Raw genomic sequence first — 25,673 nt, 5'->3', positions numbered from 1 at the left:
ATCCACACCGAACGGGAAGGCCCTCACCCGTTCAAGATCCCTCAGCTGAGACCTGGCTCACCCGTCCACAACCTCCCGAGACAGAACAGCTAGGGCTTGGGGACTTGGGGGCTTGCGGGGCTCGGGGCTAGCCTGCCGCCCTCAACAGCCGGCCCCCCATCTCCCGTACGCACTCGGCGAGTTCCGCAGGCTCCCGGACCGTGAACTCAAGCCCCGTCAGGACCAGCCGGACCGCCGTCCACTCCGTCGCGTCGCTCACCGTGGCCCGCAGTCGGCAGGACCCCGAGTCCAGCGGCTCCGGCGTGCCCAGCCACGTCGGCAGCTTCGCCGCGGCGACCTCCGCCGGCGCGGCGAACGTGACCTCGAAGTCGTAGGACTCCTGCTGCCGTTGCATGGAGCGGCGCAGATACTCGGCCGCGCTCCCCGTCGGCAGCTCCCGCGGAGCGAACCGCGCGCCGGTCGCGAACGGCTCGCTCACCCGGTCGACCCGGAAGGTCCGCCAGTCGGCGCGATCGAGGTCGTACGCGACGAGGTACCACCGCCGCCCGGCCGAGACGAGCCGGTACGGCTCCGTCACCCGCCGCGTCTCGGTGCCGTCCTTCGCCCGGTAGGCGAACCGCAGCCGCTCCCGCCCCGCCACCGTGGACGCCATCACGGTCAGCGTCTCGGGCGCGATGCTCGCCCCGTCCCCGCTGGTCAGCGGCGTGGTGGCGGCCTGGAGCGTGGAGACGCGGTGCCGCAGGCGGGAGGGCAGCACCTGTTCCAGCTTGGCCAGCGCCCGTACGGACGCCTCGTCCACCCCCTCCAGCGCGTGCCCGGCGCCCGCGCGCAGACCGACCGCGATGGCCACCGCCTCCTCGTCGTCGAGCACGAGCGGCGGCATCGCCTTGCCCGCGATCAGCCGGTAGCCGCCGTCCGCACCCATCGTGGCCTGCACGGGATAGCCAAGATCGCGCAGCCGTTCGATGTCGCGCCGTACCGTGCGCCGGGAGACCCCGAGCCGGTCGGCGAGCTCGCCGCCAGGCCATTCGCGGGGCGTCTGGAGGAGGGAGAGGAGCTGCAGCAGCCGTGCCGGGGTGTCCGTCGTCATGAGTTCGAGGATGCCGCACAACTAGGACACAATCTGACCTACAGGGTGCGTAGCTTCACGGTATGACCTCCACCGAAACACCTGACGTGAGTTCCGACGTGAGTCCCGACGTGAGTACGGCCGTCGTAACGGACCGGCGTCGCTGGTTCGCGCTCGCGATCGTGATGACCGCCGCCTTCATGGACCTCGTCGACGTCACGATCGTCAACATCGCGATCCCGTCCATCCGGCGGGAAGCGGGCGCCTCCTTCAGTCAGATCCAGTGGATAACGGCCGGCTATGCACTGGCCTTCGCCGCCGGACTGATCACGGGCGGTCGCCTGGGTGACATTCACGGCCGTAAACGACTGTTCCTGGTCGGTATCGGCGGTTTCACGCTCGCCTCGGCGCTGTGCGGTTTCGCCGCGAACCCGGAGATGCTGGTCGCTTCACGGATCATGCAGGGCGGCATGGCGGCGATGATGGTCCCGCAGGTCCTCTCGATCGTGCACGCGACCTTCCCGGCCCATGAGCGCGGCAAGGTGTTCGGTCTGTTCGGTGCGGTCGTCGGCCTGGGCGCCGTGACCGGCCCGCTGCTGGGCGCCCTGCTGACCGAGTGGAACCTGTTCGGCCTCGAATGGCGCCCCATCTTCCTCATCAACCTGCCCGTCGGCATCGCGGGGCTCATCCTCGGCAGCCGCTTCATCACCGAGTCCAAGGCCCCGCGCGCGCTGAAGCTGGACCTCGTCGGCGTCGCGCTGGTGACACTGGGCCTGCTGATGCTGCTCTACCCGCTGACCCGTGGCCGCGAGCTGGGCTGGCCGCTGTGGGGGTACGGCTCGATGGCGGGCGCGGTCGTGGTGTTCGGGGCGCTCGTGGCGTACGAGCGCCGGAAGGCGACACGGGACGGTTCGCCGCTGATCGAACTCTCCCTGTTCCGGGTGAAGAGCTTCGCGGCGGGGATCGCGGTGCAGACGGTCTTCGGGGTCGCGCTCGGTGTGTTCTTCCTGGTGTGGACCCTGTACATGCAGATCGGCCTGGGCTGGAGCCCGCTGCGGGCCGGGGTGACCGGCGTGCCCTTCTCGATCGCCGTCTCCACCGCGGCGGGGCTGTCCGTGCAGCAGCTGGTCCCGCGGTTCGGCCGCAAGGTGCTCCAGGCGGGCGCGCTGCTGATGGCCCTGGGCGTGCTGCTCTACATCGCCGAGTCCGACCGGTACGGCCTCGGCATCGCCTCCTGGCAGATGGCCCTTCCGCTGGTCGTGATGGGCGTCGGCATGGGCCTGATCGTCGCCCCGCTGACGGACGCGGTGCTGTCCGAGGTGCCGCGCGAGCACGCGGGATCGGCGTCGGGCCTGATCAACACGGTCCAGCAGATGGGGAACGCGCTCGGACTCGGACTCGTGTCGGTCGTCTTCTTCGGCGAGATCGGCGACCGGCTGACCCGCACCCAGGTGGGCCCGGCCTTCGTGAACGCCTTCCAGCACGCGCTGGTGTGGGTGGCGGTGGTCATGGGGCTGATCTTCACCCTGATGTTCGCGTTGCCGAAGCGGCCGGCGCAGCATGTGGAGGGGGCGGACGGTACGGATGGCGTCGCTGATGTCGCTGATGTCGCTGATGTCGCTGATGTCGCTGGTGTTGACGGTGATGGCGGCGGTGACGGGGGTGGCGGTGCCGGGCTCAGGTCGGGGCGGTCGGAGGAACAGCAGCCGTCGCTGGTCGGGTGAGGGGACATCGCCCGCCCCAGTTCGGACCAGTCGTCAGGGCCCGTCCTCGCATCGCGCGGGGGCGGGCCTTCGCCGTGCCGCCCCCGGCGTCCCCTCGGGCCGGGCCGAGGGTGCCCGTATGTGTCTGGTTGATGCCCGAACCTGTTTACATTCCGGAAATCCGGGCGTAGCCTCCCGAAGTGAAGCCACAAGTTCGGGCATCAATCGGAAACGGTCGGACATCGGGTCACCGGAGTCAACGGGTACTCGGACCGGAGGGGAACGGACATGTACGCACCGGAGCGGCAGCAGGAGATCCTCCGGCTCGCCCGTGACGGCGGCCGGGTGGACGTCGTGTCGCTGGCCGAGGAGTTCCAGGTGACGGCGGAGACGATCCGCCGGGATCTGAAGGCCCTCGACCGCGCCGGCCTGGTCCGCCGCGTGCACGGCGGTGCCATCCCGGCCGGACGTCTCGACTTCGAACCGGACCTCGCCGAACGCGAGGGCACCTCCACCGACGAGAAGGACCGCATCGCCAAGGCCGCCGTCGCGGAACTGCCGACCGAGGGCACCCTGATCCTCGACGCCGGTACGACGGTGGCCCGCCTCGCGGCCGCCCTCCCGCTGGAGTCGTCCCTCACCGTCGTCACCCACAGCCTCCCCATCGCGGCCCGCCTCGCGGACCACCCCGGCATCCAGCTCCATCTGGTCGGGGGGCGCGTACGGCACCGTACGCGCGCCGCCGTGGACGCCTGGGCGCTGCGCGCCTACGGCGAGATCCGGGCGGACGTCCTCTTCGTCGCGGCCAACGGCTTCTCCCCCGACCACGGCCTGACCACCCCCGACCTCGCCGAGGCCGCGGTCAAGCGCGCGGCCGTCGCCGCAGCCCGCCGCGTGGTGCTGCTCGCCGACTCCTCCAAGCACGGCCAGGAGCACTTCGCCCGCTTCGGCGATCTGAGCGACGTGGACCTGCTGATCACCGACAGCGGGCTGAGCCAAGACGACGCCGTCGCCATCGAGCGCGGCGGCACGGAAGTAGTGCGCGCATGATCCTCACCGTCACCCCCAACCCCTCCCTCGACCGCACCTACGAGGTCCCCTCCTTGGAGCGCGGCGAGGTCATCCGCGCCACCGGCGAACGCATGGACCCCGGCGGCAAGGGCGTGAACGTCTCGCGCGCCATCGCGGCCGCCGGACAGCGCACGGTGGCCGTCCTGCCCCTGGGTGGTGCGCCGGGAGCGCTCGTCGCAGACCTGCTCGACGCGCAGGGCATCGAGGTCGCGCCGGTCCCGGTCGCCGGAGCCACCCGCTCCAACATCGCGCTCGCGGAGGCGGACGGGGTACTGACCAAGATCAACGCACCGGGTCCGGAGCTGTCCGCGGAGGAGCAGGAACTGCTCCTGGAGACGGTGCGCGCACAGTCCCGGGACGCGGACTGGATCGCCTGCTGCGGGAGTCTTCCCCGTGGGCTCGCGCCGGCGTGGTACGCCGACGTCGTCGCGCGGGCGCACGCCGGGGGCGCGCGAATCGCCCTGGACACCTCGGGGCGCGCGCTCCTGGAGGCGCTGCGCGAGCGGCCCGACGTGGTGAAGCCGAACGCCGAGGAGCTCGCGGAAGCAGTCGGGCGCCCCCTGGCGACGGTGGGCGACGCGGTGAAGGCGGCCGAGGAGTTGCGCGAGATGGGCGCGCGCGCCGTGCTCGCGAGCCTGGGCGCCGACGGGCAGCTGCTCGTGGACGGCGCGGGTGCCTGGTTCGGCAGCGCACGCGTGGACGCCGTCCGCAGCAATGTGGGCGCCGGCGACTCGTCCCTGGCCGGCTTCCTGATCGCCGGTGGCAGCGGCCCGAAGGCCCTCGCCTCGGCGGTGGCCCACGGCGCGGCGGCCGTTCAGCTACCGGGCAGCGTCATGCCGACCCCGTCCGACCTGAACCCGGCAGCGGTCACGGTGACGACCGAGGTACCGATGGACCGCGCACTGACGGAGCCGGTGTCATGAGCGTGTGTACGAAGCCCGAGGCGGCGCTCGGTGTGGCGCGCGAGGCGGCGCTCGGTGTGATGCGCGAGGCGGCGCTCGGTGTGGCGCGCGGGACGGCGCTGGGTGTGGCGTGCGGTGTGGCGCGTGAGATGGTGCCGCGCGCCGCCCGTTTGATCACCGCGTCGTCCACTGCAGCACCGGCCACGGCGTTCCCCGATTCGGCTCTCGAACGGCGGGGCTCTCCGTTACTCGCCACGAACGACGGGAGGCAGGGGCACCTGAGCCGTCCTGCCGTCCTGAGAAGGCGGGGTTTCCCCGGCCCCACTTCCCTCGGCACCGAGATCCTCCCCACCTCCCACAAAACCCCCGTCCCCACCCCCGCCCACCCCACTCCCCGGGCGATACGCGTGCGAAGGAGCCCGCGATGAGCGACATGATCACCGCGGACCTGGTCGATCTCGACCTGTCCGCCGACACCAAGGAAGCGGCGGCGCGTGCCCTCGCGGAGCGCATGGTGGCCCTGGGCCGGGTGACCGACCTGGACGGCTTCCTCGCCGACGTGGCCGCCCGCGAGGCACAGATGCCGACCGGCCTCGACGGCGGCATCGGCATCCCGCACTGCCGTAGCGAGCACGTCACCGAGCCGACGCTCGCCTTCGGCCGCAGCGCCGCCGGCGTCGACTTCGGCGCGCCGGACGGCCCCGCCGACCTGATCTTCCTGATCGCGGCGCCGGCCGGTGCCGACGACGCCCACCTGACGATCCTGTCGTCGCTGGCCCGGCAGCTGATGAACGCCGAATTCACCGGCGCGCTGCGGTCGGTGGGGGACGCGGCGGCCGCGGCCGCGCTGATCCGCGGGGACGCGCCGGTGGCGGATGCCGAGGGCGCGAGTGGCGCGAGTGGCGCGGGAGAGGGCGGATCCGCGGGCGCGGGTAGCGCGTCGGAGGGTGCGATGGGCGCCGCGAGCGCCGCTCAGGGCGCCTCCACAGACTCCGTGGCGTCGTCGGTGGCGGCCTCCGCCGACGCCGCCACGGACAGCACGGCCTCGGCGCCGGGCGCGAGCGTCGAGGACGCCTCCGCCCCGGCGTCGGGAGCCCCCTCCGCCGACGAGCGCCCCTTCCGCATCGTCGCCGTCACCTCCTGCCCGACCGGCATCGCCCACACGTACATGGCGGCCGAGTCGCTGGAGAACGCGGGCCGCGAGTCGGGCGTCGAGGTCGTCGTCGAGACGCAGGGCTCGGCGGGCTTCACCCGGCTCGACCCGGCGGTCATCGCGGCCGCGGACGGCGTGATCTTCGCCCACGACGTGCCCGTACGCGAGAAGGAGCGCTTCGCCGGGAAGCCGACCGTCGACGTCGGCGTGAAGGCCGGCATCAACCGCCCTGGCGAGCTGATCTCCGAGGTGCGCGGGAAGGCGGCGCGCGGTGAGGTGACCGCGGGCGCCCCCGCGGGCAGGGGCACGCCGGTCGAACGCGCCGGCGACGCCGGCGAGGGTTACGGCACCAAGTTGCGCAAGTGGCTGATGTCCGGTGTGAGTTACATGGTCCCGTTCGTCGCGGCGGGCGGTCTTCTGATCGCCCTCGGGTTCGCGATCGGCGGATACGAGATCAAGACGGCACCGTCGGTGATGGACCACTTCGTGTGGACCCAGACGGACAGCTGGGCGGCCTTGCTCTTCCAGATCGGCGGCGTCGCCTTCGGCTTCCTCGTCCCGGTCCTGGCCGGCTACATCGCGTACGGCATGGCGGACCGGCCAGGTCTCGTCCCCGGGTTCGTGGGCGGCATGATCGCGTCCACGATCAACGCGGGCTTCCTCGGCGGCCTGGTCGCCGGTCTGCTCGCCGGCGGTGTGGTGATGGCGATCCAGCGGATCAACATCCCGGCGGTGCTGCGCGGCATCATGCCGGTCGTGGTGATCCCGCTGATCTCCTCGGCGATCGTCGGGTTCCTGATGTTCGTCGTCGTGGGCAAGCCCATCGCCTCCGCCCAGAAGGGCATGACCGACTGGCTGAACAGCCTCTCCGGCTCCAACGCCATCCTGCTCGGCGCCCTGCTCGGCCTGATGATGTGCTTCGACCTCGGCGGACCTGTCAACAAGGTCGCCTACACCTTCGCCACCGCCGGCATCGCGGTCTCCAGCCCGAGCGACTCCGCCATGAAGATCATGGCCGCGGTGATGGCCGCCGGCATGGTCCCGCCGCTCGCTATGGCCCTGGCCACGACGGTCCGCGGCAAGCTCTTCACCGAGACCGAGCGCGAGAACGGCAAGGCCGCCTGGGTCCTCGGCGCCTCCTTCATATCCGAGGGCGCGATCCCGTTCGCTGCGGCCGACCCGCTGCGCGTCATCCCCTCCTCCATGGTGGGCGGCGCGATCACCGGCGCCCTGTCGATGGCGTTCAGCGCCACCCTGCGCGCCCCGCACGGCGGCATCTTCGTGGTCCCGCTGATCGGCAACCCCTTCCTCTACCTGATCGCCATCGCGGTCGGCGTGTGTGTCACGACCGCCCTGGTCGTCGTCCTGAAGGGGATGCGCAAGCCGGCGCCGGGCGCCGTGAGCCCCGGCACCGCCGCCGACCCGGCCGCGGCGACGGCCGACGCGAAGCAGCCGGTGGCGGCGTAACCAGCGCCCCGCACTCCGTGTGACGGTCGGCCGTGGTCCCCTGGGAGGGGCCACGGCCGACCCATGTCCCTTTGGCGCACTGTGAGTTGTTCACGGCATCTAAGGGGCAAGTGCGGCACCTGTGCCACCTGCGAGATACGTCACGGTCCAGGCCTAAAGTCCCGGACGGTGGTGTCTACTGGGCTCATGCCCGATGAGCACGTCTCGATCCTCCAGTCGCTGGGCGTGGCCCTTGTGGCCTTCGCCACCGTCGTCTGGGGTTTCGGCCTGGTCCGCCTCGTGCGCCGCTTCCGCTCCGGAGCCGACCTGTGGGGCGCGCACGACACTCTGCACGGCCTCCCGCCCCAGCGTCAGGCCGGCCCCCACCTGGAGGCCGTCGAACTGACCCCTGCGGAACGAGACGCGTTCGCCGTTCTCGTACGCCGGCTCAACGACGGCAACTGAGGCGCGAGACCCCGGCCCGGCCCTGAGGCGTGCGCCGGGACCGTGCGTCCCGCTTCACTCGCCGTCGGCGCCAGGGCTCAGGAAACCCGGGCCGCGCGCCGCTCCATGGCGTCCCGCGCCGCGTCCTCGGTGACGTACACCTCGCACATGTGCCGCCCGTCGGGCGTCGCCGTGTGCTCGACCTCCCAGAGGGAGACCTCCGCGCCGTCGCGCAGCAGGAACGCGTGCTCGTAGAGCGAGAAGCACAGCCCGGCCCGGCCCGCCCGACAGGGACGTCCGAAGGCCTGCGTGATCTGGTGCGCGAACGCCGTGGCCAGTAACGTCGCCGTCTCCGCACCCGGCCGGTCCGCGTTCTCCGCACGACGCAGAAGCCGGCGCGCGTGGTCCGCCGAGTCGTCCGGCAGGTACGCGTGCCGGGGGGCGGGGACCGGCGAAAGATGCACGGTCACCGGCAGCTCGAAGTCCAGCGCGTCCGGGGGCAGCGGCAGGCGGGCCGTGGCGGTGCGGACCTCCTCCTCGTCCACATACACCTCGTGCTGCGTGACACTGCCCGGCGCGGTGTTGTGCACGAGCTCCCACAGGGTGAGCGCCGATCCGTCGGCGAGCAGCCAGGTGTGCCGGTACGTCTCCCGGTGCAGCCCCGAACTGTGGTGCGCCGAATGCAGCGAAGTGTCGTACGCCAGCGCGCAGTCGAGTCGCCGTATGGTGTCGTCCGGCAACTCGAAGGAGTTCAGGGCACGACCGAGGAGCCGCTCGAGGTGCTCCTCCGGAGACTCGGGCGACTCGGGTGGTTCGTACGCAGTGGTCTCGTACGGAACGCTCAAGGCTTCTCCCGGCGTTGCTGCATGTCACCTTGTGGGTGCATACCGTAGCCCCTCGGCCGGACATCATGTCCGGGAACCGAGAAAACGTACGCCGGGAAAACGCGCGGGCCGTGCGAGAAGTTCCCGCTTGGCCCGACGATCCGTCAAAATCCGCCGCTCAGAGGCCGTTTGCGGCGATCAAGGGGGCGCACGCGATCAGCCGGCGCTCTGTCTGTACGTCTCGGGCGCCCGTCCCCGCCGCTCACTCGCCGCCGTACAACTCCTCGTACGACGGCCATACTCCACCCGGCCCGTCCACCGACCTGGCGGCGCGCACGGCGCGTACGATCGCGCGCGTCACCAGGTCCGCACCGGCCTCGAGGATCGCGTTCAGCGCGAGGGGATTCCCGGCGTCGAGCCGGTGCGCCCCCGTGGCCAGGGCGAAGACCGTGTCGCCGTCGTTCAGCATGTGCACCGGCCGCACGGCGCGTGCGATGCCATCGTGCGCGGTACCGGCCAGCTTCTGCGCCTGCGCTTTCGACAGGTCCGCGTCGGTGGCGACCACGGCGAGTGTGGTGTTCAGCGGAGGGCGCCCGTTCTTCGCCGCGGCCTCGGTGAGGCGCCGTCGCGCGGCCTCGTGGACGTGTCCCTCCGGATGGTTCACGCGCCCCGAGAACAACTCCCCGTACAGCGCGCCCGTTTCCGGATCCATCACCGACCCCATCGCGTTGACCACCACCAGCGCACCCACCGTGATCCCGGAGTCCAGCACGGTGCTCGCGCTGCCCACGCCGCCCTTCATCGCCCCGGCGGCGGCTCCCGTGCCGGCTCCCACGCACCCTTCCCGCACGCTCGCGCCGACCCCGCTCGCCGCCGCGGCCTCGACCGCGGCCCGACCGGTGGCGGCATCGGGCCTGGCCCGGAAGTCACCGCCCCGCCCCAGATCGAAGACGCAGGCGGCGGGCACCACCGGTACGACATGAGAAGGGTCCACCCCGACCCGCACGCCGCGCCGCTGCTCCTCCAGCCACGCCATCACCCCGGACGCCGCGTCCAGCCCGTAGGCGCTGCCGCCGGTCAACACGATCGCCTCGACCTTCTGCACGAGGTTGCGCGGGTCGAGGGCGTCGGTTTCCTTGGTGCCGGGGCCGCCGCCCCGGACGTCCACGGCGGCGACAGCGCCGCCTTCCGGGGCGAGGACGACCGTGGTGCCGGTGAGCCAACCGTCGCCGGTGCGTGTCGCGTGTCCCACCCGCAGCCCGGTGACGTCGGTCAAAGCGTCAACTGTCATGGAGCCAGTCTCGCCCGCACCACCGCCACAGCGCGTGTGCGTCAGGCGACGGGACTGGTCGCCTGCTCTCCGCTCGTTCCGCTCGCCCCGCGCTCCCGGGCGACCATGCGCGCCGTCAATGTCAGACCGGTAGCCACCGCGAGCGCCGCCACGATGCCCGCCGCCAACACCGCCCACCTGCCGAGGAACGTGCAGACGATCACCAGCAGTGCCGTGACCGGCAGCACCAGCTGCTGGGTGATGCCCACCTTGAAGTAGCGCGAGTGCAGCGCCCACACGCACACCAGGTAGAGCGCCGTGGGCAGGGTGACCGCGGCCGATGCCGCCAGTGTGGAGATGTGCGCCCTGCCGACGGCCTGCTCGACCGCAACCTCCAGGCCGGCACCGATGGCGGCGGCCGAGCCGAAGATCAGGTAGTGGCCGTAACCCCACAGGAATGCCTGGCCGCTGGTACGAAGACGTCCGTGGATCGGCACGACGAAGTAGATCCACCAGGCCGCGAAGACGATGAGCAGTCCGCCGGCCGCGATCGGCAGCAGTTCGCCCAGCGCGTCGTGCTCGTCCACCCCCGACTGCACGGCGACCGTGGCCGCGGCGATCGTCTCGCCGATCACGATGATCGTGAACAGCCCGTACCGCTCGGAGATGTGGTGCGGATGCCAGGACGTGGCGAAGTCCTTCTCCGCGTAGAGCGGGACACACATCTCGACGATCGCCATCACCAGGAAGACCCACGGGCGGGCATGTTCCGGCAGAACGACCAGACCGAGCCAGCCGACCATGCACAGCAGCACGCCACCGGCGTACCGCAACGCCATGGTTCTCTCGGCTCCCTCAGCGGATCTCGCCGCTCTCAGCCAGTGCGCCGCCAGCGCCAGCCGCATGATCACGTAGCCCAGCCAGACCACCATGTAGTCGTGGTCCTCGAAGGCACGCGAGATTCCGGCGGCCAGCACCAGCACACCGGCGATCTGCACCAGCGTGACGACTCGGTACAGGACGTCGTCGTTGTCGTAGGCCGAGGCGAACCAGGTGAAGTTCATCCAGGCCCACCAGATCGCGAAGAACTGCATCGCGTAACTCGCGATCCCGCTGCCCGCATGTCCTGCGGCGACGGCGTGCACCAGGCCGACGCCCGCCTGCGCGACGGCCACCACGAAACAGAGGTCGAAGAAGAGCTCAAGGGGCGAGGCGACGCGGTGCGCTTCGTCACGGCCCCGGGCGGTGAGCCTACGCAGCGGCCCGTGACTCGCGGACGTGTCGGAGGAGCCCGAAGGCGGAGTCGAACTGGATGTCATGCGTCCTAGCACACCAGATAACCTCTTCATCCTTTTGTGAAGGGATTCACAAGAGGAGGGACGTTCATCTTCGCGGAGGAAAGCCCACGTCAGCCGACACGAACGCCCCTGTCGTCGTTTGCCGTTAGGACCTTTGGCCCGAGATCGGGGACCAACGCCTCGCCCTGGGAGGGCCACGACACACCCTGTCCCACCCCCGAGCAGACCGCCCTCGCTCGGCGCATCTTCGCCGACCGTGGTCTTTACGCCGTGTGAGGCGAGGGGACGGTCGGGAGGACCCCCGCTTTCAGGGCCGTACCCTGGAGACATGACCTCTGCCCCCGAGCCGCGCTCCCCGAAGCCCTCGCTGATCTTCGACGATCCGCTGGACCAGCAGTCCTCGGACGACACGGACCGCGGCTGGGGCGAGCGGCCGGGCACCGACGCCGACGCGGCGGCCGACCTCAAGCGCTTCCTCGACGAGAAGCCGCCCCACCACCTCTGAGCCGCGTCGGCCGCCGCCCGCCAGGTCCGCCAGGTCAGGAGGGCCGCCGCCGCTACCGCCCGCCGTACCCTGAGCCGCGCTGCGCGACCAGGGCGTCGCGGATCTCCTTGAGCACCTCCAGCTCCGTCACCTCGATCACTTCCTGCGTGCCTTCCCGGGCCTTCTTCCGCGCCTCGTGCCGCGCCAGGTACTTCGACATCGGCAGCACCATCAGGAAGTAGACGACCGCTGCGGTGATCACGAAGGTGAGCGTCGCACCGAGAACGGAGCCCCACATGATCGGGATGCCGCTCTTGACCGTCCCGTCCGCGGCGACTTTGCAGGGGTCCTTCAGGCACGAGTTGTAACTGTCGAGGCTCTTCGTCCCGATCGCCCCGACCACCGGGTTGATGATCCCCTTCACCACCGAGTTGACGATGTTGGTGAACGCGGCACCGATGACGACCGCCACCGCCAGGTCGACCACGTTCCCGCGCATCAGGAAGGCCTTGAAGCCCTGCCACACGGTCGTTTCCTTCTTCTCGCTCACCGCGGGGCCTCTCCTCGCACGCACAGGTTGTGGAACAAACAGCTCCGCAACTTACGTCAACGCTGGGCCGTACGGTCCAACGGGGTCGCTCGATCGAAGGGCTTGACAGAAAGTCGCGCATAAAACGTGCGACGACGCTCAGCACAGTGTCACCGCCAGCCGTGCCGTCGCGCTCGCACCGGCGAGGCGCGCCGCAGTCGTACGGGGAACGGACAGCACGACCAGCGCACCGCTGTCGGTCGCGCTCTCCAAGGGTTCTGGCACCTTCGTCACCCGCGCCCCGCGCGCGACTACGCGCGCGTCACCGCCCGTCGCCGTCTCCTGAGCGGCGATGACGTCCACCCGGTCGCCGGGCCGCAGGAGCCGGACCGTGGCCGCGTCCGCGATGCGCACCGGTGCGGCCACCATCTCGACGGCAGGGCGCTTTCCCACGGGATCCGCCACCGGATGCCCGCGTGCGCCATCACCGCTCCGCGGTCCCGCGGCCACCAGTGCGGCAGCAGTGACGGCGAGACCGGCTGCCAGGGCCCGCCGGCGGCTCCGCACGAGCCGTCGCAGTCGATGGCGCCCGCCATGCACCCGCACGGGAGCGAAATGCGGAACCTCGCATGTGGCGGGAGCGTCGGCGCCCGGCGGGCGTGGAGAAGAGGGGGAGAGGGGCGGGGTCGGAAGGGACATGGGGCATCACCACCTGCGTCGGAGAATCGGCTTGCAGGCCCACGATGAGGCTTCGAGCCGATCTCCGCCGAGGCCCGTGGACTACCGACGAGTTGTGGAAAACTCCGTCCCTCGAACGGGGAGTTCCGTACGGCCGGAATCCCTGTCCGTCACCGCGTCACGGCAGCTCGAACCCCGGATCCATCCCGCCCAGCGCCGTCGTGCACAGGCAGTCCCGGTCCTCGTTCGTCGGCAGGGCCGCCACGGCGTCGAAGAGAACACCCCGCAGCCGGTCCACGTTCGACGCGAAGACCCGCAGCACCTCGTCGTGCGAGACGCCCTCGCCGGTCTCGGCACCCGCGTCGAGATCGGTCACCAGGGTCATCGACGTGTAGCACAGCTCCAGTTCACGGGCGAGCGCCGCCTCGGGGTGACCGGTCATGCCCACGACCGACCAGCCCTGTGCCTGGTGCCACAACGATTCCGCACGGGTCGAGAAGCGCGGTCCCTCGACCACGACCAGCGTGCCGCCGTCCACGGGCTCCCAGTCCCGGCCACGTGCGGCCTTCAGCGCAGCCGCCCGCCCCACCGGGCAGTACGGGTCCGCCAGGGACACGTGCACCACGTTGGGGACGGTGCCGCCGGGCAGCGGCAGCCCGTCGAAGTACGTCACCACCCGGGACTTCGTCCGGTCGACCAGCTGGTCCGGCACCAGCAGCGTGCCGGGCCCGTACTCGGGGCGCAGACCGCCCACCGCGCAGGGCCCGAGGACCTGCCGCACGCCCACGGACCGCAGGGCCCACAGGTTGGCCCGGTAGTTGATCCGGTGGGGCGGCAGATGGTGGCCGCGTCCGTGCCGGGGCAGGAAGGCGACGCGCCGTCCGGCGATCTCACCGAAGAAGAGGGAGTCGCTGGGAGGGCCGTACGGGGTGTCCACCTGGACCTCGGTCACGTCGTCGAGGAACGAGTAGAAGCCCGAGCCGCCGATTACACCGATCTCTGCGTTCGCCATGGCCAGCACAGTATCCGTCCCCGGTGAGGCACGGAGAATCGCCCGCGAACGCCGAGAACCCCACCGTCGTACGACGGCAGGGTCCCGGACGCGGTGCCTAGGCGGCGGAGCTGCTGCTGGAGGAGGTGCCGGTGCCCGAGGACTTCGAGTCCGAGGACGACGTGGACGACGACGAGGTCGAGGTCGAGGTCGCCGGCTTGGACGACGACGGCGAGCTGCTCGACGAAGAGCCGCGGCTGTCGTTGCGGTAGAAGCCCGAGCCCTTGAAGACAATGCCGACCGCGGAGAACACCTTCTTCAGGCGGCCACCGCAGTTGGGGCACTCGGTCAGAGCGTCGTCGGTGAACTTCTGCACCGCCTCGAGGCCCTCGCCGCACTCGGTGCACTGGTACTGGTAGGTGGGCACTGTCTTCCTCCTGGCACTCTCACTCAATGAGTGCTAACGAGGGTCCATAGTGACGTATTCCTGAGGATCAGTCCACCGTGACCGGCACGCGGTGACCGACGCCACGCGCGACGGTCCGGCCGCGGGGGTGCGCCATGAGCCTGGATCGCAGCGCCAGAAGGGTCGCCAGCGCGAGCACTGTACCGGCCATCGGCACCAGGAACCCCGCGCCTTCCCGGAAGCGGTCCTCTAGCTGCCCGGCGACCGTGACGGCGGCCGCCTGGCCGAGCGCCACCGCACCGGTGAGCCAGGTGAACGCCTCGGTGCGGGCGCCGGCCGGAACCAGTCCGTCGACCAGCGTGTAACCGGTGATCAGCGCGGGCGCGATGCACATGCCGACGAGCAGGCCGAGGCCGGCCAGGACGAACAGGGAGTGCGCGGCCCACAGGCCGGAGGACACCAGAGCGAGCGCGCCGTAGCCCACGACGAGGCGGCGTTGCGGGGCGGTCTTCCACGCGACAGCGCCGCAGACGATGCCGGAGAGCATGTTGCCCGCGGCGAAGACGCCGTACAGCACGCCGTTCAGTCCTGGCTTCCCGATCGACTCGCTGAACGCGGCCAGCGACACCTGCATGCCGCCGAAGACGGAGCCGATGCCCAGGAAAGCCACCACCAGTACAGGCACTCCGGGCACCCGTAGAGCGGACGCGTGCTCCACGCGCGCGTGCCCGGCGAGGGTGATCGCCGGCTGCGTGCCCTTCTGAGCCGCGAACAGCAGACCGCCGAGCAGGGTGAGCCCTGCCTCCGTCACCAGGCCCGCGGCCGGAGTCACGGTGGTGCACAGGGCAGTGGCCAGCAACGGACCGAACACGAAGGTGAGCTCGTCCGTGACGGACTCGAAGGCGGCCGCGGTGGTCATCAGAGGCGTGTCCTGCAGCTTCACACCCCAGCGGGCGCGCACCATCGGGCCGATCTGCGGCACCGAGGCACCTGTCGGAACGGCCGCCGCGAACAGCGTCCACAGGGGCGCGTGGGCCAGCGCGAGCGCCGTCAGCGTCAGCCCCGCCAGCGAGTGCAGGAGCACGCCGGGGATGAGGACGGCGCGCTGCCCGTACCGGTCGGCGAGCCGACCGCTGTAGGGCGCGAACAGGGCCATGGAGACGCCCGTGACGGCCGCGGTGGCGCCCGCGGCGCCGTACGAGCCGGTGGTGTGCTGCACGAGCAGCACGATGGAGATGGTGAGCATCGCGAACGGCTGGCGCGCCGCGAAGCCGGGAATCAGGAACGTCCAGGCGCCGCGGGTGCGCAACAGCTGGCCGTACCCAGGGCGGGCCGGCGCCGCCGAGTTCCTGGACGGCTCGGTGGTGACCGTGGATGCCACGGCCCGTGCCTTTCTGCCGCCTGGTAGCGCGCCCGTGCGGGGGCGCCGAGAGCTGTCCTCTTGCGCGGAACTGCGGTAGATACCGGTGTCCACTGCGGAGGACTGGCCGGCCGCCATACGGTCGCGCCAGCTCTGCGTCAGGCAGAGTTGGTTCGATCAGGGTGCGCCTTCATCGTACAGGGATCAACGGCTTGTGCGCCTGTGAAAACGAGCACCACGCGCGCGTTCACCTGCGATTGGCGCCGTTGTGAACCGTACGAAACACGCCCTTAACGGCCCGGTGCGACGTGCCGTGCGCGGCGCGACAGTGCGAGTTCAGCGCCCCGCGCCCGCCCCGTTCGTCCCCAGCCACCCGGCCAGCTTGCCGCCGTGGCCCACGGCGCGCAGCCGCCGCTCCGCGGCGTCGCGCACCGGATCGGTGGCGACGACCAGCAGTTCGTCGCCGCGCCGCAGCACCGTCGTCGGCATCGGAACAAACGATTTTCCTTCGCGGACGACGAGCGTGACGGCGGCGCCGGCCGGCAGTCGCAGCTCGTTGACCTCGACGCCGTGCATCTTCGAGCCCTCGGGGATCGCCACGGACAGCAGGTGTCCGCGCAGTCGCTCCAGCGGGGCCGACTCGATGCCGAGGTCCGCCGCCTCGCCGCCCTCGCCGAGGTTCAGCTTGCGGGCCAGCCAGGGCAGGGTCGGCCCCTGGACGAGTGTGTAGACGGCGACGAGGACGAAGACGATGTTGAAGATGCGGCGGCTGGAGTCCACGCCCTGCACCATCGGGATCGTCGCCAGGATGATGGGCACCGCCCCGCGCAGCCCGGCCCACGACATCAGCGTCTGCTCCTGCCATGGCACCCGGAACGGCAGCAGGCACAGCACGACGCTCAGCGGACGCGCGACCATGGTCAGCGCCAGGCCGATGACGAGGGCGGGCACGACGTCGTCCCCGAGGTCGTGCGGAGTGACCAGCAGGCCGAGCAGGACGAACATGCCGATCTGGGCGATCCAGCCGAGCCCGTCGGCGAACCCGCGCGTGGCGGGCCAGTGCGGCAGCTTCGCGTTGCCCATCATCATCGAGGCGAGGTAGACCCCCAGGAAGCCGCTGCCGTGTGCCAGAGCGCCCCCGGCGTACGCCGTCACCGCGATCGCCATGACGGCGATCGGGTAGAGGCCGGAGGCAGGCAGCGCCACGTGCCGCAGCCCCCAGGAGCCGAGCCAGCCCACCGCGAGACCGATGGCCGCACCGATGGCGAGTTCGAGAGCTATTTCGCCCAGCAGCACGTACCAGTGCTCGACCGGGCCGGCCGCGGAGAACGCCACCACCAGGATGACCACGGGAGCGTCGTTGAAGCCGGACTCGGCCTCCAGCGTGCCCGTCACGCGCGCGGGGAGGGGAATTCTCCGCAGCACCGAGAAGACCGCCGCCGCGTCCGTCGAGGAGACGACCGCGCCGATGATGAGAGCCTGCCGCCACTCCAGCCCGACCAGGTAGTGCGCGGCCGTGGCCGTGACCCCGACGCTCACCGCGACTCCGGCCAGCGCCAGCGCGGAGGCGGCGGGCAGGACCGGCCGGACCTCCTTCCACTTCGTGCCGAGACCGCCCTCGGCCAGGATCACGACGAGGGCCGCGTATCCGATGACCTGGGTGAGTTCGGCGTTGTCGAAGCGGATGTCGCCGATGCCGTCCTGGCCCATGAGGATCCCGATCGCCAGGTAAACGAGCAGGCTGGGGAGCCCGCTGCGCGAGGAGATCCGGACCGCTGCCACGGCGACGAGCAGGACGAGCGAGCAGACGAGCAGAAGCTGGTTGAGGTGGTGGACAGTCAGCGGCCGTTCCCTTCCCTGGCTCACACGCGTCTCGCGCGGGAGCTCACGTACATGGGACACGAGGTCGTGGGACTCCGCATCCAAGTACTTCGTTACCTTACCTAACTCTTGACGATTTCTTGACGCTCCGCGAGGCAAGATCGAACGCCCGCTCGCGCTCGTTCCCGACACCGCGTCAAGGGGCTCGGGGCCCTGCGCCTATGGTTGCTCCAGCGCTCATTCAAAGTCACAGCCCGCCTGCCGCTCGCGTTAGGACAGCAAGGACAGCGATGCCCCCCAACATCACCGCCACAACGGGTGACAAGCCCGGCAAGTCCGGCAGGAAGAAGGGGCGCAAAGCCCGACTCATCGTGCTGGTACTGGTCTTGGCCCTCATTGCGGGCGTTGCCTACGGGGCGTACTGGTCCATCAGCACCGTCCGCGCGTCCTTCCCGCAGACGACGGGTTCGATAGCACTCGACGGTCTGTCAGGACCCGTCGATGTCAAGCGCGACAGTTACGGCATCCCGCAGATCTATGCCTCCTCGGACGAGGATCTGTTCATGGCGCAGGGCTACGTCCAGGCGCAGGACCGGTTCTACGAGATGGATGTACGCCGACACATGACCGCCGGGCGCCTTTCGGAGATGTTCGGCAAGAGCCAGGTCAAGAACGACGAGTTCCTGCGCACCCTGGGCTGGGACCGGGTGGCCCAGCAGGAGTACGACACCAAGCTGTCGGCCTCCACCAAGAAGTATCTCCGGGCCTACGCCAAGGGAGTCAATGCCTACCTGCAGGGCAAGGACGGCAAGGACATCTCCCTCGAGTACGCGGCCCTGGGCTTCACCAACGACTACAAGCCGGAGAAGTGGACCCCGGTCGACTCGGTCTCGTGGCTGAAGGCGATGGCCTGGGACCTGCGCGGCAACATGCAGGACGAGATCGACCGCGCCCTGATGACCAGCCGCCTCGGCCCCAAGCAGATCGCCGACCTGTACCCGGACTACCCGTACAGCCGCAACAAGGCGATCGTCCAGGAGGGCCAGTACAACGACCTCACCAAGGCGTTCGAACAGAACGGCAGCTCGTCCACCAGCGGAACGTCCACCAGCGGGACGTCGACCGGCGGAACCTCCACGAGCGGAATCTCCACGAGCGGCTCTACGGGCGTTTCCGCCTCGACGGCGTCCTCGGCGCTGCAGAGCCAGCTTTCGGGCCTCTACAAGGTCCTGGACGGCGTTCCCGCCGCCGTGGGCGTGAACGGCCAGGGCATCGGATCCAACTCGTGGGTGGTCTCCGGGGATCACACCATCACCGGCCACCCCCTGCTCGCCAACGACCCGCACCTGTCGGCCTCGCTGCCGTCCGTCTGGTACCAGATGGGCCTGCACTGTCGGACCGTCTCCAGCAAGTGCCAGTACGACGTCACCGGTTACACCTTCGCGGGCATGCCCGGCGTGGTCATCGGCCACAACCAGAACATCGCCTGGGGCATGACCAACTCCGGCGTCGACGTCACCGACCTCTACCTGGAGAAGCTCGCCGGCGACGGCTACCTCTACGACGGCACGGTGAAGCCCTTCAAGACCCGCACGGAGACCATCAAGGTCGCCGACGGCGCCTCCAAGAAGATCATCGTCCGCCAGACCGCCGACGGCATGCCGCTGCTGTCCGACCGGGACGATGAGCTCGTCAAGGTCGGCAGGAAGGCCACCGTCGACACCGCCGCCCCCGACCGCGGCGACGGCTACGGCGTCGCGTTGCGCTGGACCGCGCTGGACCCGGGCACCTCCATGGACGCCGTCTTCGCCATGGACAAGGCGTCGAACTGGAGCGCCTTCCGTTCCGCCGCCGCCCTGTTCGACGTGCCGTCGCAGAACCTGGTCTACGCCGACAAGGACAACATCGGCTACACGCTGCCCGGAAAGATCCCCACGCGCGCGAAGAAGGACGACGGCTCGATCCCCGCGCCGGGCTGGGACTCCAGCTACAAGTGGACCGGGTTCATCCCCAAGAAGGCGCTGCCGTACGAGTACAACCCGAGGCGCGGCTACATCGTCACCGCCAACCAGGCGGTGGTCGACCCGGACAAGTACCCCTACACGCTCACCACGGACTGGGGGTACGGCACCCGCAGTCAGCGCATCACCGACCTGATCGAGTCGAAGATCAAGGACGGCGGCAAGGTCTCCACGGACGACATGCGCCAGATGCAGCTCGACAACAGCAGCGAGATCGCCAAGCTGCTCGTGCCCAAACTGCTGAAGATCGACATCAGTGACAAGAACGTCCGCGAGGCGCAGCAGCTGCTAGAAGGCTGGGACTACACCCAGGACGCCGACTCGGCCGCGGCCGCCTACTTCAACGCCGTCTGGCGCAACATCCTCAAGCTGGCGTTCGGCAACAAGCTGCCCAAGGAACTGCGCGTCAAGGGCCAGTGCCTGTGGGTCGACCCGGTCAACACCACCGGCCCAGCGGACGCGACCAACAAGGTCCGCGAGTGCGGCCAGCGCGACGCCGACCAGGCGCAGCCGGACGGCGGCGACCGCTGGTTCGAGGTCGTGCGCAACCTGATGAACGACCCGAAGAGCGATTGGTGGACCACGCCCAAGTCGCTCACCCGGCCAGGGGCGCAGAACAACCGCGACGACCTGTTCAAGCGCGCCTTGATCGACGCCCGCTGGGAGCTCACCGCCAAGCTGGGCAAGGACATCGACACCTGGAGCTGGGGCCGGCTGCACCGCCTGTTCCTGAAGAACCAGACCCTCGGCACCGACGGCCCCGGTTTCCTGCAGTACATCCTCAACCGCGGCCCCTGGAAGCTCAGCGGCGGCGAGGCGACGGTCAATGCCACCGGCTGGAACGCGGCCGGCGGATACGGCGTGGTGTGGGTTCCGTCGATGCGCATGGTGGTCAACCTCGACGACCTCGACAAGTCGAAGTGGATCAACCTCACCGGAGCCTCCGGGCACGCCTTCAGCGCCCACTACACCGACCAGACCGGCAAGTGGGCCGACGGCGAACTCCTCGACTGGAACTTCTCCGACAGGGCCGTCGACAAGAACACGAGCGACACGCTGGTGCTGAAGCCATGAGGCCGAGCCTCCGGCCGTGAGTCACGGAAAGGGGTCCTCCACGCACGCGTGGAGGACCCCTTTCCACGGCAGCGGGGCGCGAGGCGCTGCTTGGGCGCGGGGCGTATCGGCGAGCGCAGGGCGCGTGATGATCGGCTCGCGCCCCTCCCCGGTTCACGCGCCGCTGGGGAAGCGGCGTACGCCCGACGGTGTCACGACGGCGTGCACCGGCCGGTCGTGCGCCTCGGACGGAACGCGCTCAACGACCTCCGAGTCGTACAGCAGCACCACCAGTGCCGGACGTGCGTCCGCGCCCTCCAGACGTGCGAGGACGCGGTCGTACGACCCCCCGCCGCGCCCCAGCCGCACCCCGCGCGCATCGACCGCGAGCCCCGGCAACAGCACCACGTCGGCTCCGGCCACGGCGTCCGGGCCGAGATGCTCGCCGGTCGGCTCGAAGAGGGCCATCTTTCCTCCGTGTTGGACACGCGCCAGGGAGCCCTCGCCGGTGTACGCGCCCCAGTCCAGGTCGTTGTCCGGCAGAAGCGCCGGGAGCAGGACCCGCACGCCCCGCGCGCGCAGCGCGTCCAGGAGCGCGAGGGTGCCGGGCTCACTCCCCACGGAGACGTACGCCGCCACCGTGCGCGCCCGCGCCAGTTCGGGCAGCTCGAGGGCGCGGCCGGCGAGCGCCTCGGCGGCCTCTCGCACGTCATCCGCCGTCAATCTGTTTCTCACCGCGAGGAACTCTCGCCGAAACATTCGCTTGTCAGGCTCGGCCGCACGTCCGGCGTGACTCACTGATCGCACCCCGTATCCTTCCAATCTGCTCATATGAGAGCTAATTAACCGGAGCCGCGGATTCCCCGCAAAGGCACCGGATAAGGTTGCGGGCATGACTCAGTCCCACCCCAGGATCACCAAGGCTGTCATTCCCGCAGCCGGCCTCGGCACCCGGTTCCTGCCGGCCACCAAGGCCACTCCCAAGGAGATGCTGCCGGTCGTCGACAAGCCCGCGATCCAGTACGTGGTCGAGGAAGCCGTGGCCGCGGGTCTCGACGACGTCCTCATGGTCACCGGCCGCAACAAGCGCCCGCTCGAGGACCACTTCGACCGCAACTACGAGTTGGAGTCGGCCCTCCAGAAGAAGGGCGACGCCGGCCGTCTCGCCAAGGTCCAGGCCTCCAGCGACCTGGCCACCATGCACTACGTGCGGCAGGGCGACCCCAAGGGGCTGGGTCACGCCGTGCTGTGCGCCGCTCCGCACGTGGGCGACGAACCCTTCGCCGTCCTGCTCGGCGACGACCTCATCGACCCGCGCGACCCCCTGCTCGCACGCATGGTCGAGGTGCAGGAGCGGCACGGCGGCAGCGTCATCGCGCTCATGGAGGTCGCGCCGGAGCAGATCCACCTCTACGGATGCGCGGCCGTGGAGACCACCGAGGACGGCGACGTCGTCAAGGTGACCGGAATGGTCGAGAAGCCCGACCCGGACGACGCCCCGTCGAACTACGCGGTCATCGGCCGCTACGTTCTCGACCCGCACATCTTCGAGATACTGCGCAAGACCGAGCCGGGCCGCGGCGGGGAGATCCAGCTCACCGACGCCCTCCAGCAGCTCGCGCAGGACGAGAAGGTCGGCGGCCCGGTGCATGGCGTGGTCTTCAAGGGCCGCCGCTATGACACCGGCGACCGCGGTGACTATCTGCGTGCCATTGTCAGACTCGCGTGCGAACGTGAAGACCTGGGCCCGGACTTCCGGACCTGGCTTCGCAGTTACGTAGCCGAGGAGATGTAGCAACGTTGAGCAACGCCGCGCCCCGCACCACCGGCCCGGACCACCTGTGGTCGGTGGACGAGCACATGGAGGACATCCTCACCACCGTCCGCCCCCTGGAACCCATCGAGCTGCAGCTCCTCGACGCCCAGGGCTGCGTCCTGGTCGAGGACGTCACGGTGCCGCTGTCGCTGCCGCCGTTCGACAACAGCTCCATGGACGGGTACGCGGTACGGGTCGCGGATGTCGCGGGCGCGAGCGAGGAGTTCCCGGCGGTGCTGGACGTCGTCGGGGACGTCGCGGCGGGCCAGGCCGACCTGCTCAACGTGGGGCCGGGTCAGGCCGCCCGCATCATGACCGGCGCCCCGTTGCCACCCGGTGCCGAGACCGTCGTCCCCGTCGAGTGGACCGACGGGGGCCTCGGCGAGGGCCCGGTCGCCGGGATGCGCGCCCGCAGCCTCGGCCCCGAGGGCGCCGAGGGGCACGTGCACGTGTACCGGTCGGCCGACGCACGCGCGCACGTGCGCGCCAAGGGCAGCGATGTGAAGGCCGGGGACCGGGCCCTCGAGGCCGGCACCGTCCTCGGGCCGCCGCAGATCGCCCTGCTCGCCGCCATCGGCCGCGGCACGGTTCGCGTGCGCCCGCGCCCGCGCGTGGTCGTCGTCTCCACCGGCAGCGAACTCGTCCAGCCCGACGAGGAACTGGGCAGCGGCCAGATCTACGACTCCAACAGCTTCGCCCTCACCGCCGCCGCCCGCGACGCCGGCGCCATCGCCTACCGCGTGGGCGCCGTCGCCGACGACGCCGAGACCCTGCGCGCCACCATCGAGGACCAGCTCGTGCGAGCCGACCTCATGGTCACCACGGGTGGCGTGAGCGTCGGGGCGTATGACGTCGTCAAGGAAGCCCTGTCGTACGTCGGCGACGAGGACGAGGCGGGCGGCGGCATCGAGTTCCGCAAGCTCGCCATGCAGCCCGGCAAACCCCAGGGCTTCGGCACCATCGGCCCCGACCACGTCCCGCTGCTCGCCCTCCCGGGCAACCCCGTCTCGTCGTACGTCTCCTTCGAGCTGTTCGTCCGACCCGCGATCCGCACCCTGATGGGGCTCGACGACGTCCACCGGCCGCGCACGAGGGCCACTCTCACCACCGGCAAGGCGCTGACCTCGCCGAAGGGCCGCAGACAGTTCCTGCGGGGCACGTACGCCGACGGCTCCGTCAGCCCCGTCGGCGGCGCCGGATCGCACCTGGTCGCGGCCCTCGCGCACGCCGACGCACTGATCGTCGTACCCGAGGACGTGGAGTCCGTCGAGCCGGGCAGCGAGGTCGAGGTCGTGCTGCTCGGTTGACCCACGCGCGCGTGAGCCGCTCATGGGACGGTCCCGCTCCGTCGCCCGCGCCGACTTGGCGTACCGTGTCGCGCACAGCAGGCCCACGCGCCGCACCGCGAGGGGCCCGGACCGGGAGCGTCACACACCATGACCGTGCCTTCCCGGGGGGAGACCCCCGGACCGTCTGTGCAGGACCGCCTGACACACATCGACGAGGCGGGCGCTGCCCGCATGGTCGACGTGTCCGGCAAGGACGTGACCGCGCGCACCGCCCGCGCCAGCGGCCGGGTCCTCGTCTCCCCACGCGTGATCGAACTGCTGCGCGGTGAGGGAGTGCCCAAGGGAGACGCCCTGGCCACCGCGCGCATCGCCGGGATCATGGGCGCCAAGCGCACCCCGGATCTCATCCCGCTGTGCCATCCGCTGTCGGTGTCGGGTGTGAAACTGGATCTGTCGGTCGCGGACGACGCCGTGGAGATCCGGGCCACCGTGAAGACCACGGACCGCACGGGCGTCGAGATGGAGGCCCTCACCGCCGTCTCCGTCGCCGCGCTCACCGTGATCGACATGGTCAAGGCGGTCGACAAGGGAGCGGTCATCACGGACGTGCGCGTGGAGGAGAAGACGGGCGGCAAGTCGGGCCATTGGAGCCGGACATGACGCTCGATGCCGGGATCGGCGGTGCGCTGCTCGCCCCGTACAGCGCGCTCGTCGTCACGGCCTCCAACCGCGCCGCCGCCGGTGTCTACGAGGACAAGGGTGGCCCGCTGATCGCCGAGGGACTCAAAGGCTTCGGGTTCGCCGTCGACGGCCCGCGGATCGTCCCCGACGGCGACCCCGTGGAGGCTGCCCTGCGTGCGGGGGCCGACGCCGGCTACGACGTGATCGTGACCACCGGCGGCACCGGCATCTCGCCCACCGACCGCACTCCCGAGGCGACGCGCAAGGTGATCGACTACGAGGTGCCGGGCATCGCGGAAGCCGTCAGGGCGTTCGGACGGGAGAAGGTGCCGACCGCCGCGCTCTCCCGGGGTCTGGCCGGGGTCGCGGGGCGCACGCTGATCGTCAATCTGCCGGGTTCCACCGGCGGGGTCCGGGACGGGCTGGCCGTCCTGGAACCCCTGCTGGTCCACGCCGTCGACCAGATCCGCGGCGGCGACCACCCCAGACCCGGCTCCACCAGTGGGGGTGCGAGCTGAACAGCCCATCCTGGCCCGTCGTGCTGACGGACGGCGACATCGTCCTGAGGCCGATAAAACTGCGCGACCAGCGGGCGTGGCGCGAGGTCAACCGGCGCAACCGGGATTGGTTGCGCCCCTGGGAGGCGACCATTCCGCCGCCCACGCCCAGCGGCCCGATCGCGCACCGGCCGACCTACCGTCAGATGGTCCGGCACCTGCGCTCGGAAGCGAACGCGGGCCGGATGCTGCCGTTCGTCATCGAGTACCAGGGGCGGCTCGTCGGGCAGTTGACGGTCGCCGGCATCACCTGGGGCTCCATGTGTTCCGGGCACATCGGTTACTGGGTGGACGAGGCGGTGGCCGGCCGCGGAGTCATGCCGACGTCCGTGGCACTGGTCGTGGACCACTGTTTCCGGGCCGTCGGTCTGCACCGCATCGAGGTCTGCATTCGCCCCGAGAACGGGCCGAGCCGGCGGGTCGTGGAGAAACTCGGATTCCGCGAGGAGGGACTCAGGCCGCGTTATCTCCACATCGACGGAGCCTGGCGCGACCATCTCGTGTTCGCGCTCACCGCGGAAGAGGTCCCGGACGGGTTGCTCAGCCGTTGGAAGCGGGCAGCATCTCGGCGGGCCTCGCAGGACGCGCCGCGCACGACCCCCCGGAACGCCCACAACACTCCGGGGAATCCCGCATAGTCGCCGCAGGTGTCGAGGTAATTGAATACTTGTTCGAAATTGATCGCACGGTGACCGTCTCGAAGCATTAAATTCGAGGCCTCTGCGGGTGGCTGATCGCATCGGTCACAAAAAAAGTTCGAAATATCAGCCAGATCGTGCGACACACCGGCCCAATTGGCAGATGGCC

Annotated in this window: 23 protein-coding genes; 12 read left to right on the top strand and 11 right to left on the bottom strand. The window is 70.4% G+C overall.

The features are described from left to right. Positions 1-127: 127 nt before the first annotated feature. Entirely contained in the window at positions 128-1,090 is a 963-nt protein-coding gene (locus ABZZ74_RS36195; protein ID WP_356772349.1) for a YafY family protein, read from the bottom strand. Positions 1,091-1,152: 62 nt separating this feature from the next. Here ABZZ74_RS36195 and ABZZ74_RS36190 point away from each other — a divergent pair, with 62 nt between their 5' ends. The 5 genes from ABZZ74_RS36190 (at position 1,153) to ABZZ74_RS36170 (ending at position 7,809) form a co-directional block, all read left to right on the top strand. Beyond that, a complete protein-coding gene (locus ABZZ74_RS36190) occupies positions 1,153-2,793 on the top strand; it encodes an MFS transporter (protein ID WP_356772347.1) in 1,641 nt (546 codons plus the stop codon). A 267-nt stretch (positions 2,794-3,060) separates the two neighbouring features. Further along, positions 3,061-3,822: a DeoR/GlpR family DNA-binding transcription regulator gene (locus ABZZ74_RS36185; protein WP_356772345.1), complete on the top strand. Its 762-nt coding sequence runs from the start codon at positions 3,061-3,063 to the stop codon at positions 3,820-3,822. After that, positions 3,819-4,766 (top strand): 1-phosphofructokinase, encoded by a 948-nt coding sequence (gene pfkB, locus ABZZ74_RS36180; protein ID WP_356772343.1) that lies wholly within the window; start codon positions 3,819-3,821, stop codon positions 4,764-4,766. Before ABZZ74_RS36185 ends, pfkB begins: the two co-directional genes overlap by 4 nt. Positions 4,767-5,169: 403 nt before the next feature. Beyond that, positions 5,170-7,365, top strand: coding sequence for a fructose-specific PTS transporter subunit EIIC (locus tag ABZZ74_RS36175; protein ID WP_356772341.1), 2,196 nt, complete (start codon positions 5,170-5,172; stop codon positions 7,363-7,365). 186 nt (positions 7,366-7,551) lie between these two features. Continuing rightward, positions 7,552-7,809: a hypothetical protein gene (locus tag ABZZ74_RS36170; RefSeq protein WP_356772339.1), complete on the top strand. Its 258-nt coding sequence runs from the start codon at positions 7,552-7,554 to the stop codon at positions 7,807-7,809. Positions 7,810-7,886: 77 nt separating this feature from the next. Here ABZZ74_RS36170 and ABZZ74_RS36165 read toward each other — a convergent pair whose 3' ends face one another. The 3 genes from ABZZ74_RS36165 to ABZZ74_RS36155 form a co-directional block, all read right to left on the bottom strand. After that, positions 7,887-8,633 (bottom strand): DUF6227 family protein, encoded by a 747-nt coding sequence (locus tag ABZZ74_RS36165; RefSeq protein WP_356772337.1) that lies wholly within the window; start codon positions 8,631-8,633, stop codon positions 7,887-7,889. A gap of 241 nt (positions 8,634-8,874) precedes the next feature. Continuing rightward, on the bottom strand, positions 8,875-9,903 hold the full coding sequence (locus ABZZ74_RS36160; RefSeq protein ID WP_356772335.1) for a P1 family peptidase: 1,029 nt from the start codon (positions 9,901-9,903) through the stop codon (positions 8,875-8,877). Between the two features lie 41 nt (positions 9,904-9,944). After that, positions 9,945-11,201: a low temperature requirement protein A gene (locus tag ABZZ74_RS36155; protein ID WP_356772333.1), complete on the bottom strand. Its 1,257-nt coding sequence runs from the start codon at positions 11,199-11,201 to the stop codon at positions 9,945-9,947. A gap of 307 nt (positions 11,202-11,508) precedes the next feature. Here ABZZ74_RS36155 and ABZZ74_RS36150 point away from each other — a divergent pair, with 307 nt between their 5' ends. Next, complete coding sequence (locus ABZZ74_RS36150; RefSeq protein ID WP_165954951.1) at positions 11,509-11,685, top strand: hypothetical protein; 177 nt, start codon at positions 11,509-11,511, stop codon at positions 11,683-11,685. 52 nt (positions 11,686-11,737) lie between these two features. Here ABZZ74_RS36150 and mscL read toward each other — a convergent pair whose 3' ends face one another. The 6 genes from mscL to ABZZ74_RS36120 form a co-directional block, all read right to left on the bottom strand. Continuing rightward, entirely contained in the window at positions 11,738-12,214 is a 477-nt protein-coding gene (gene mscL, locus ABZZ74_RS36145) for a large conductance mechanosensitive channel protein MscL (RefSeq protein ID WP_356772331.1), read from the bottom strand. A gap of 138 nt (positions 12,215-12,352) precedes the next feature. After that, positions 12,353-12,892 carry a hypothetical protein gene (locus ABZZ74_RS36140; RefSeq protein WP_356772329.1) on the bottom strand — a complete coding sequence of 180 codons (540 nt, stop codon included), beginning with the start codon at positions 12,890-12,892 and terminating at the stop codon, positions 12,353-12,355. A 157-nt stretch (positions 12,893-13,049) separates the two neighbouring features. Next, complete coding sequence (locus ABZZ74_RS36135) at positions 13,050-13,883, bottom strand: S-methyl-5'-thioadenosine phosphorylase (protein ID WP_356772327.1); 834 nt, start codon at positions 13,881-13,883, stop codon at positions 13,050-13,052. A 97-nt stretch (positions 13,884-13,980) separates the two neighbouring features. Further along, positions 13,981-14,289 (bottom strand): FmdB family zinc ribbon protein, encoded by a 309-nt coding sequence (locus ABZZ74_RS36130; protein ID WP_356772325.1) that lies wholly within the window; start codon positions 14,287-14,289, stop codon positions 13,981-13,983. A 67-nt stretch (positions 14,290-14,356) separates the two neighbouring features. Next, positions 14,357-15,649, bottom strand: coding sequence for an MFS transporter (locus ABZZ74_RS36125; RefSeq protein WP_356772323.1), 1,293 nt, complete (start codon positions 15,647-15,649; stop codon positions 14,357-14,359). A 315-nt stretch (positions 15,650-15,964) separates the two neighbouring features. After that, positions 15,965-17,494, bottom strand: coding sequence for a potassium/proton antiporter (locus ABZZ74_RS36120; RefSeq protein ID WP_356772321.1), 1,530 nt, complete (start codon positions 17,492-17,494; stop codon positions 15,965-15,967). A 245-nt stretch (positions 17,495-17,739) separates the two neighbouring features. On the opposite strand from ABZZ74_RS36120, the gene ABZZ74_RS36115 reads away from it, so the two are divergent. Further along, the gene (locus tag ABZZ74_RS36115) at positions 17,740-20,544 is read left to right on the top strand and encodes a penicillin acylase family protein (protein ID WP_356772319.1); all 2,805 of its coding nucleotides are present in this window, start codon (positions 17,740-17,742) and stop codon (positions 20,542-20,544) included. A gap of 153 nt (positions 20,545-20,697) precedes the next feature. On the opposite strand, the gene ABZZ74_RS36110 is transcribed toward ABZZ74_RS36115, so the two are convergent. Next, positions 20,698-21,282, bottom strand: coding sequence for a 5-formyltetrahydrofolate cyclo-ligase (locus ABZZ74_RS36110; RefSeq protein WP_356772317.1), 585 nt, complete (start codon positions 21,280-21,282; stop codon positions 20,698-20,700). 133 nt (positions 21,283-21,415) lie between these two features. Between ABZZ74_RS36110 and galU the strand changes: the two genes are divergently transcribed. The 5 genes from galU to ABZZ74_RS36085 all read left to right on the top strand — a co-directional run bounded on the left by galU (position 21,416) and on the right by ABZZ74_RS36085 (position 25,504). Continuing rightward, entirely contained in the window at positions 21,416-22,318 is a 903-nt protein-coding gene (gene galU / locus ABZZ74_RS36105) for a UTP--glucose-1-phosphate uridylyltransferase GalU (RefSeq protein ID WP_356772315.1), read from the top strand. A 5-nt stretch (positions 22,319-22,323) separates the two neighbouring features. Continuing rightward, the gene (gene glp / locus ABZZ74_RS36100; protein ID WP_356772313.1) at positions 22,324-23,646 is read left to right on the top strand and encodes a gephyrin-like molybdotransferase Glp; all 1,323 of its coding nucleotides are present in this window, start codon (positions 22,324-22,326) and stop codon (positions 23,644-23,646) included. Positions 23,647-23,775: 129 nt separating this feature from the next. Then, the gene (moaC, locus tag ABZZ74_RS36095; protein ID WP_133045849.1) at positions 23,776-24,288 is read left to right on the top strand and encodes a cyclic pyranopterin monophosphate synthase MoaC; all 513 of its coding nucleotides are present in this window, start codon (positions 23,776-23,778) and stop codon (positions 24,286-24,288) included. Beyond that, positions 24,285-24,827: a MogA/MoaB family molybdenum cofactor biosynthesis protein gene (locus ABZZ74_RS36090; RefSeq protein WP_356772310.1), complete on the top strand. Its 543-nt coding sequence runs from the start codon at positions 24,285-24,287 to the stop codon at positions 24,825-24,827. Before moaC ends, ABZZ74_RS36090 begins: the two co-directional genes overlap by 4 nt. A gap of 20 nt (positions 24,828-24,847) precedes the next feature. After that, positions 24,848-25,504: a GNAT family protein gene (locus tag ABZZ74_RS36085; protein WP_356772308.1), complete on the top strand. Its 657-nt coding sequence runs from the start codon at positions 24,848-24,850 to the stop codon at positions 25,502-25,504. Positions 25,505-25,673: the final 169 nt, after the last annotated feature.

It is taken from the genome of Streptomyces sp. NPDC006476, from assembly GCF_040612015.1.
Lineage (GTDB): Bacteria > Actinomycetota > Actinomycetes > Streptomycetales > Streptomycetaceae > Streptomyces > Streptomyces griseorubiginosus_B.
Note: the sequence above shows the minus strand (reverse complement) of the source record. Positions and strands in the feature narration are given on the sequence as shown.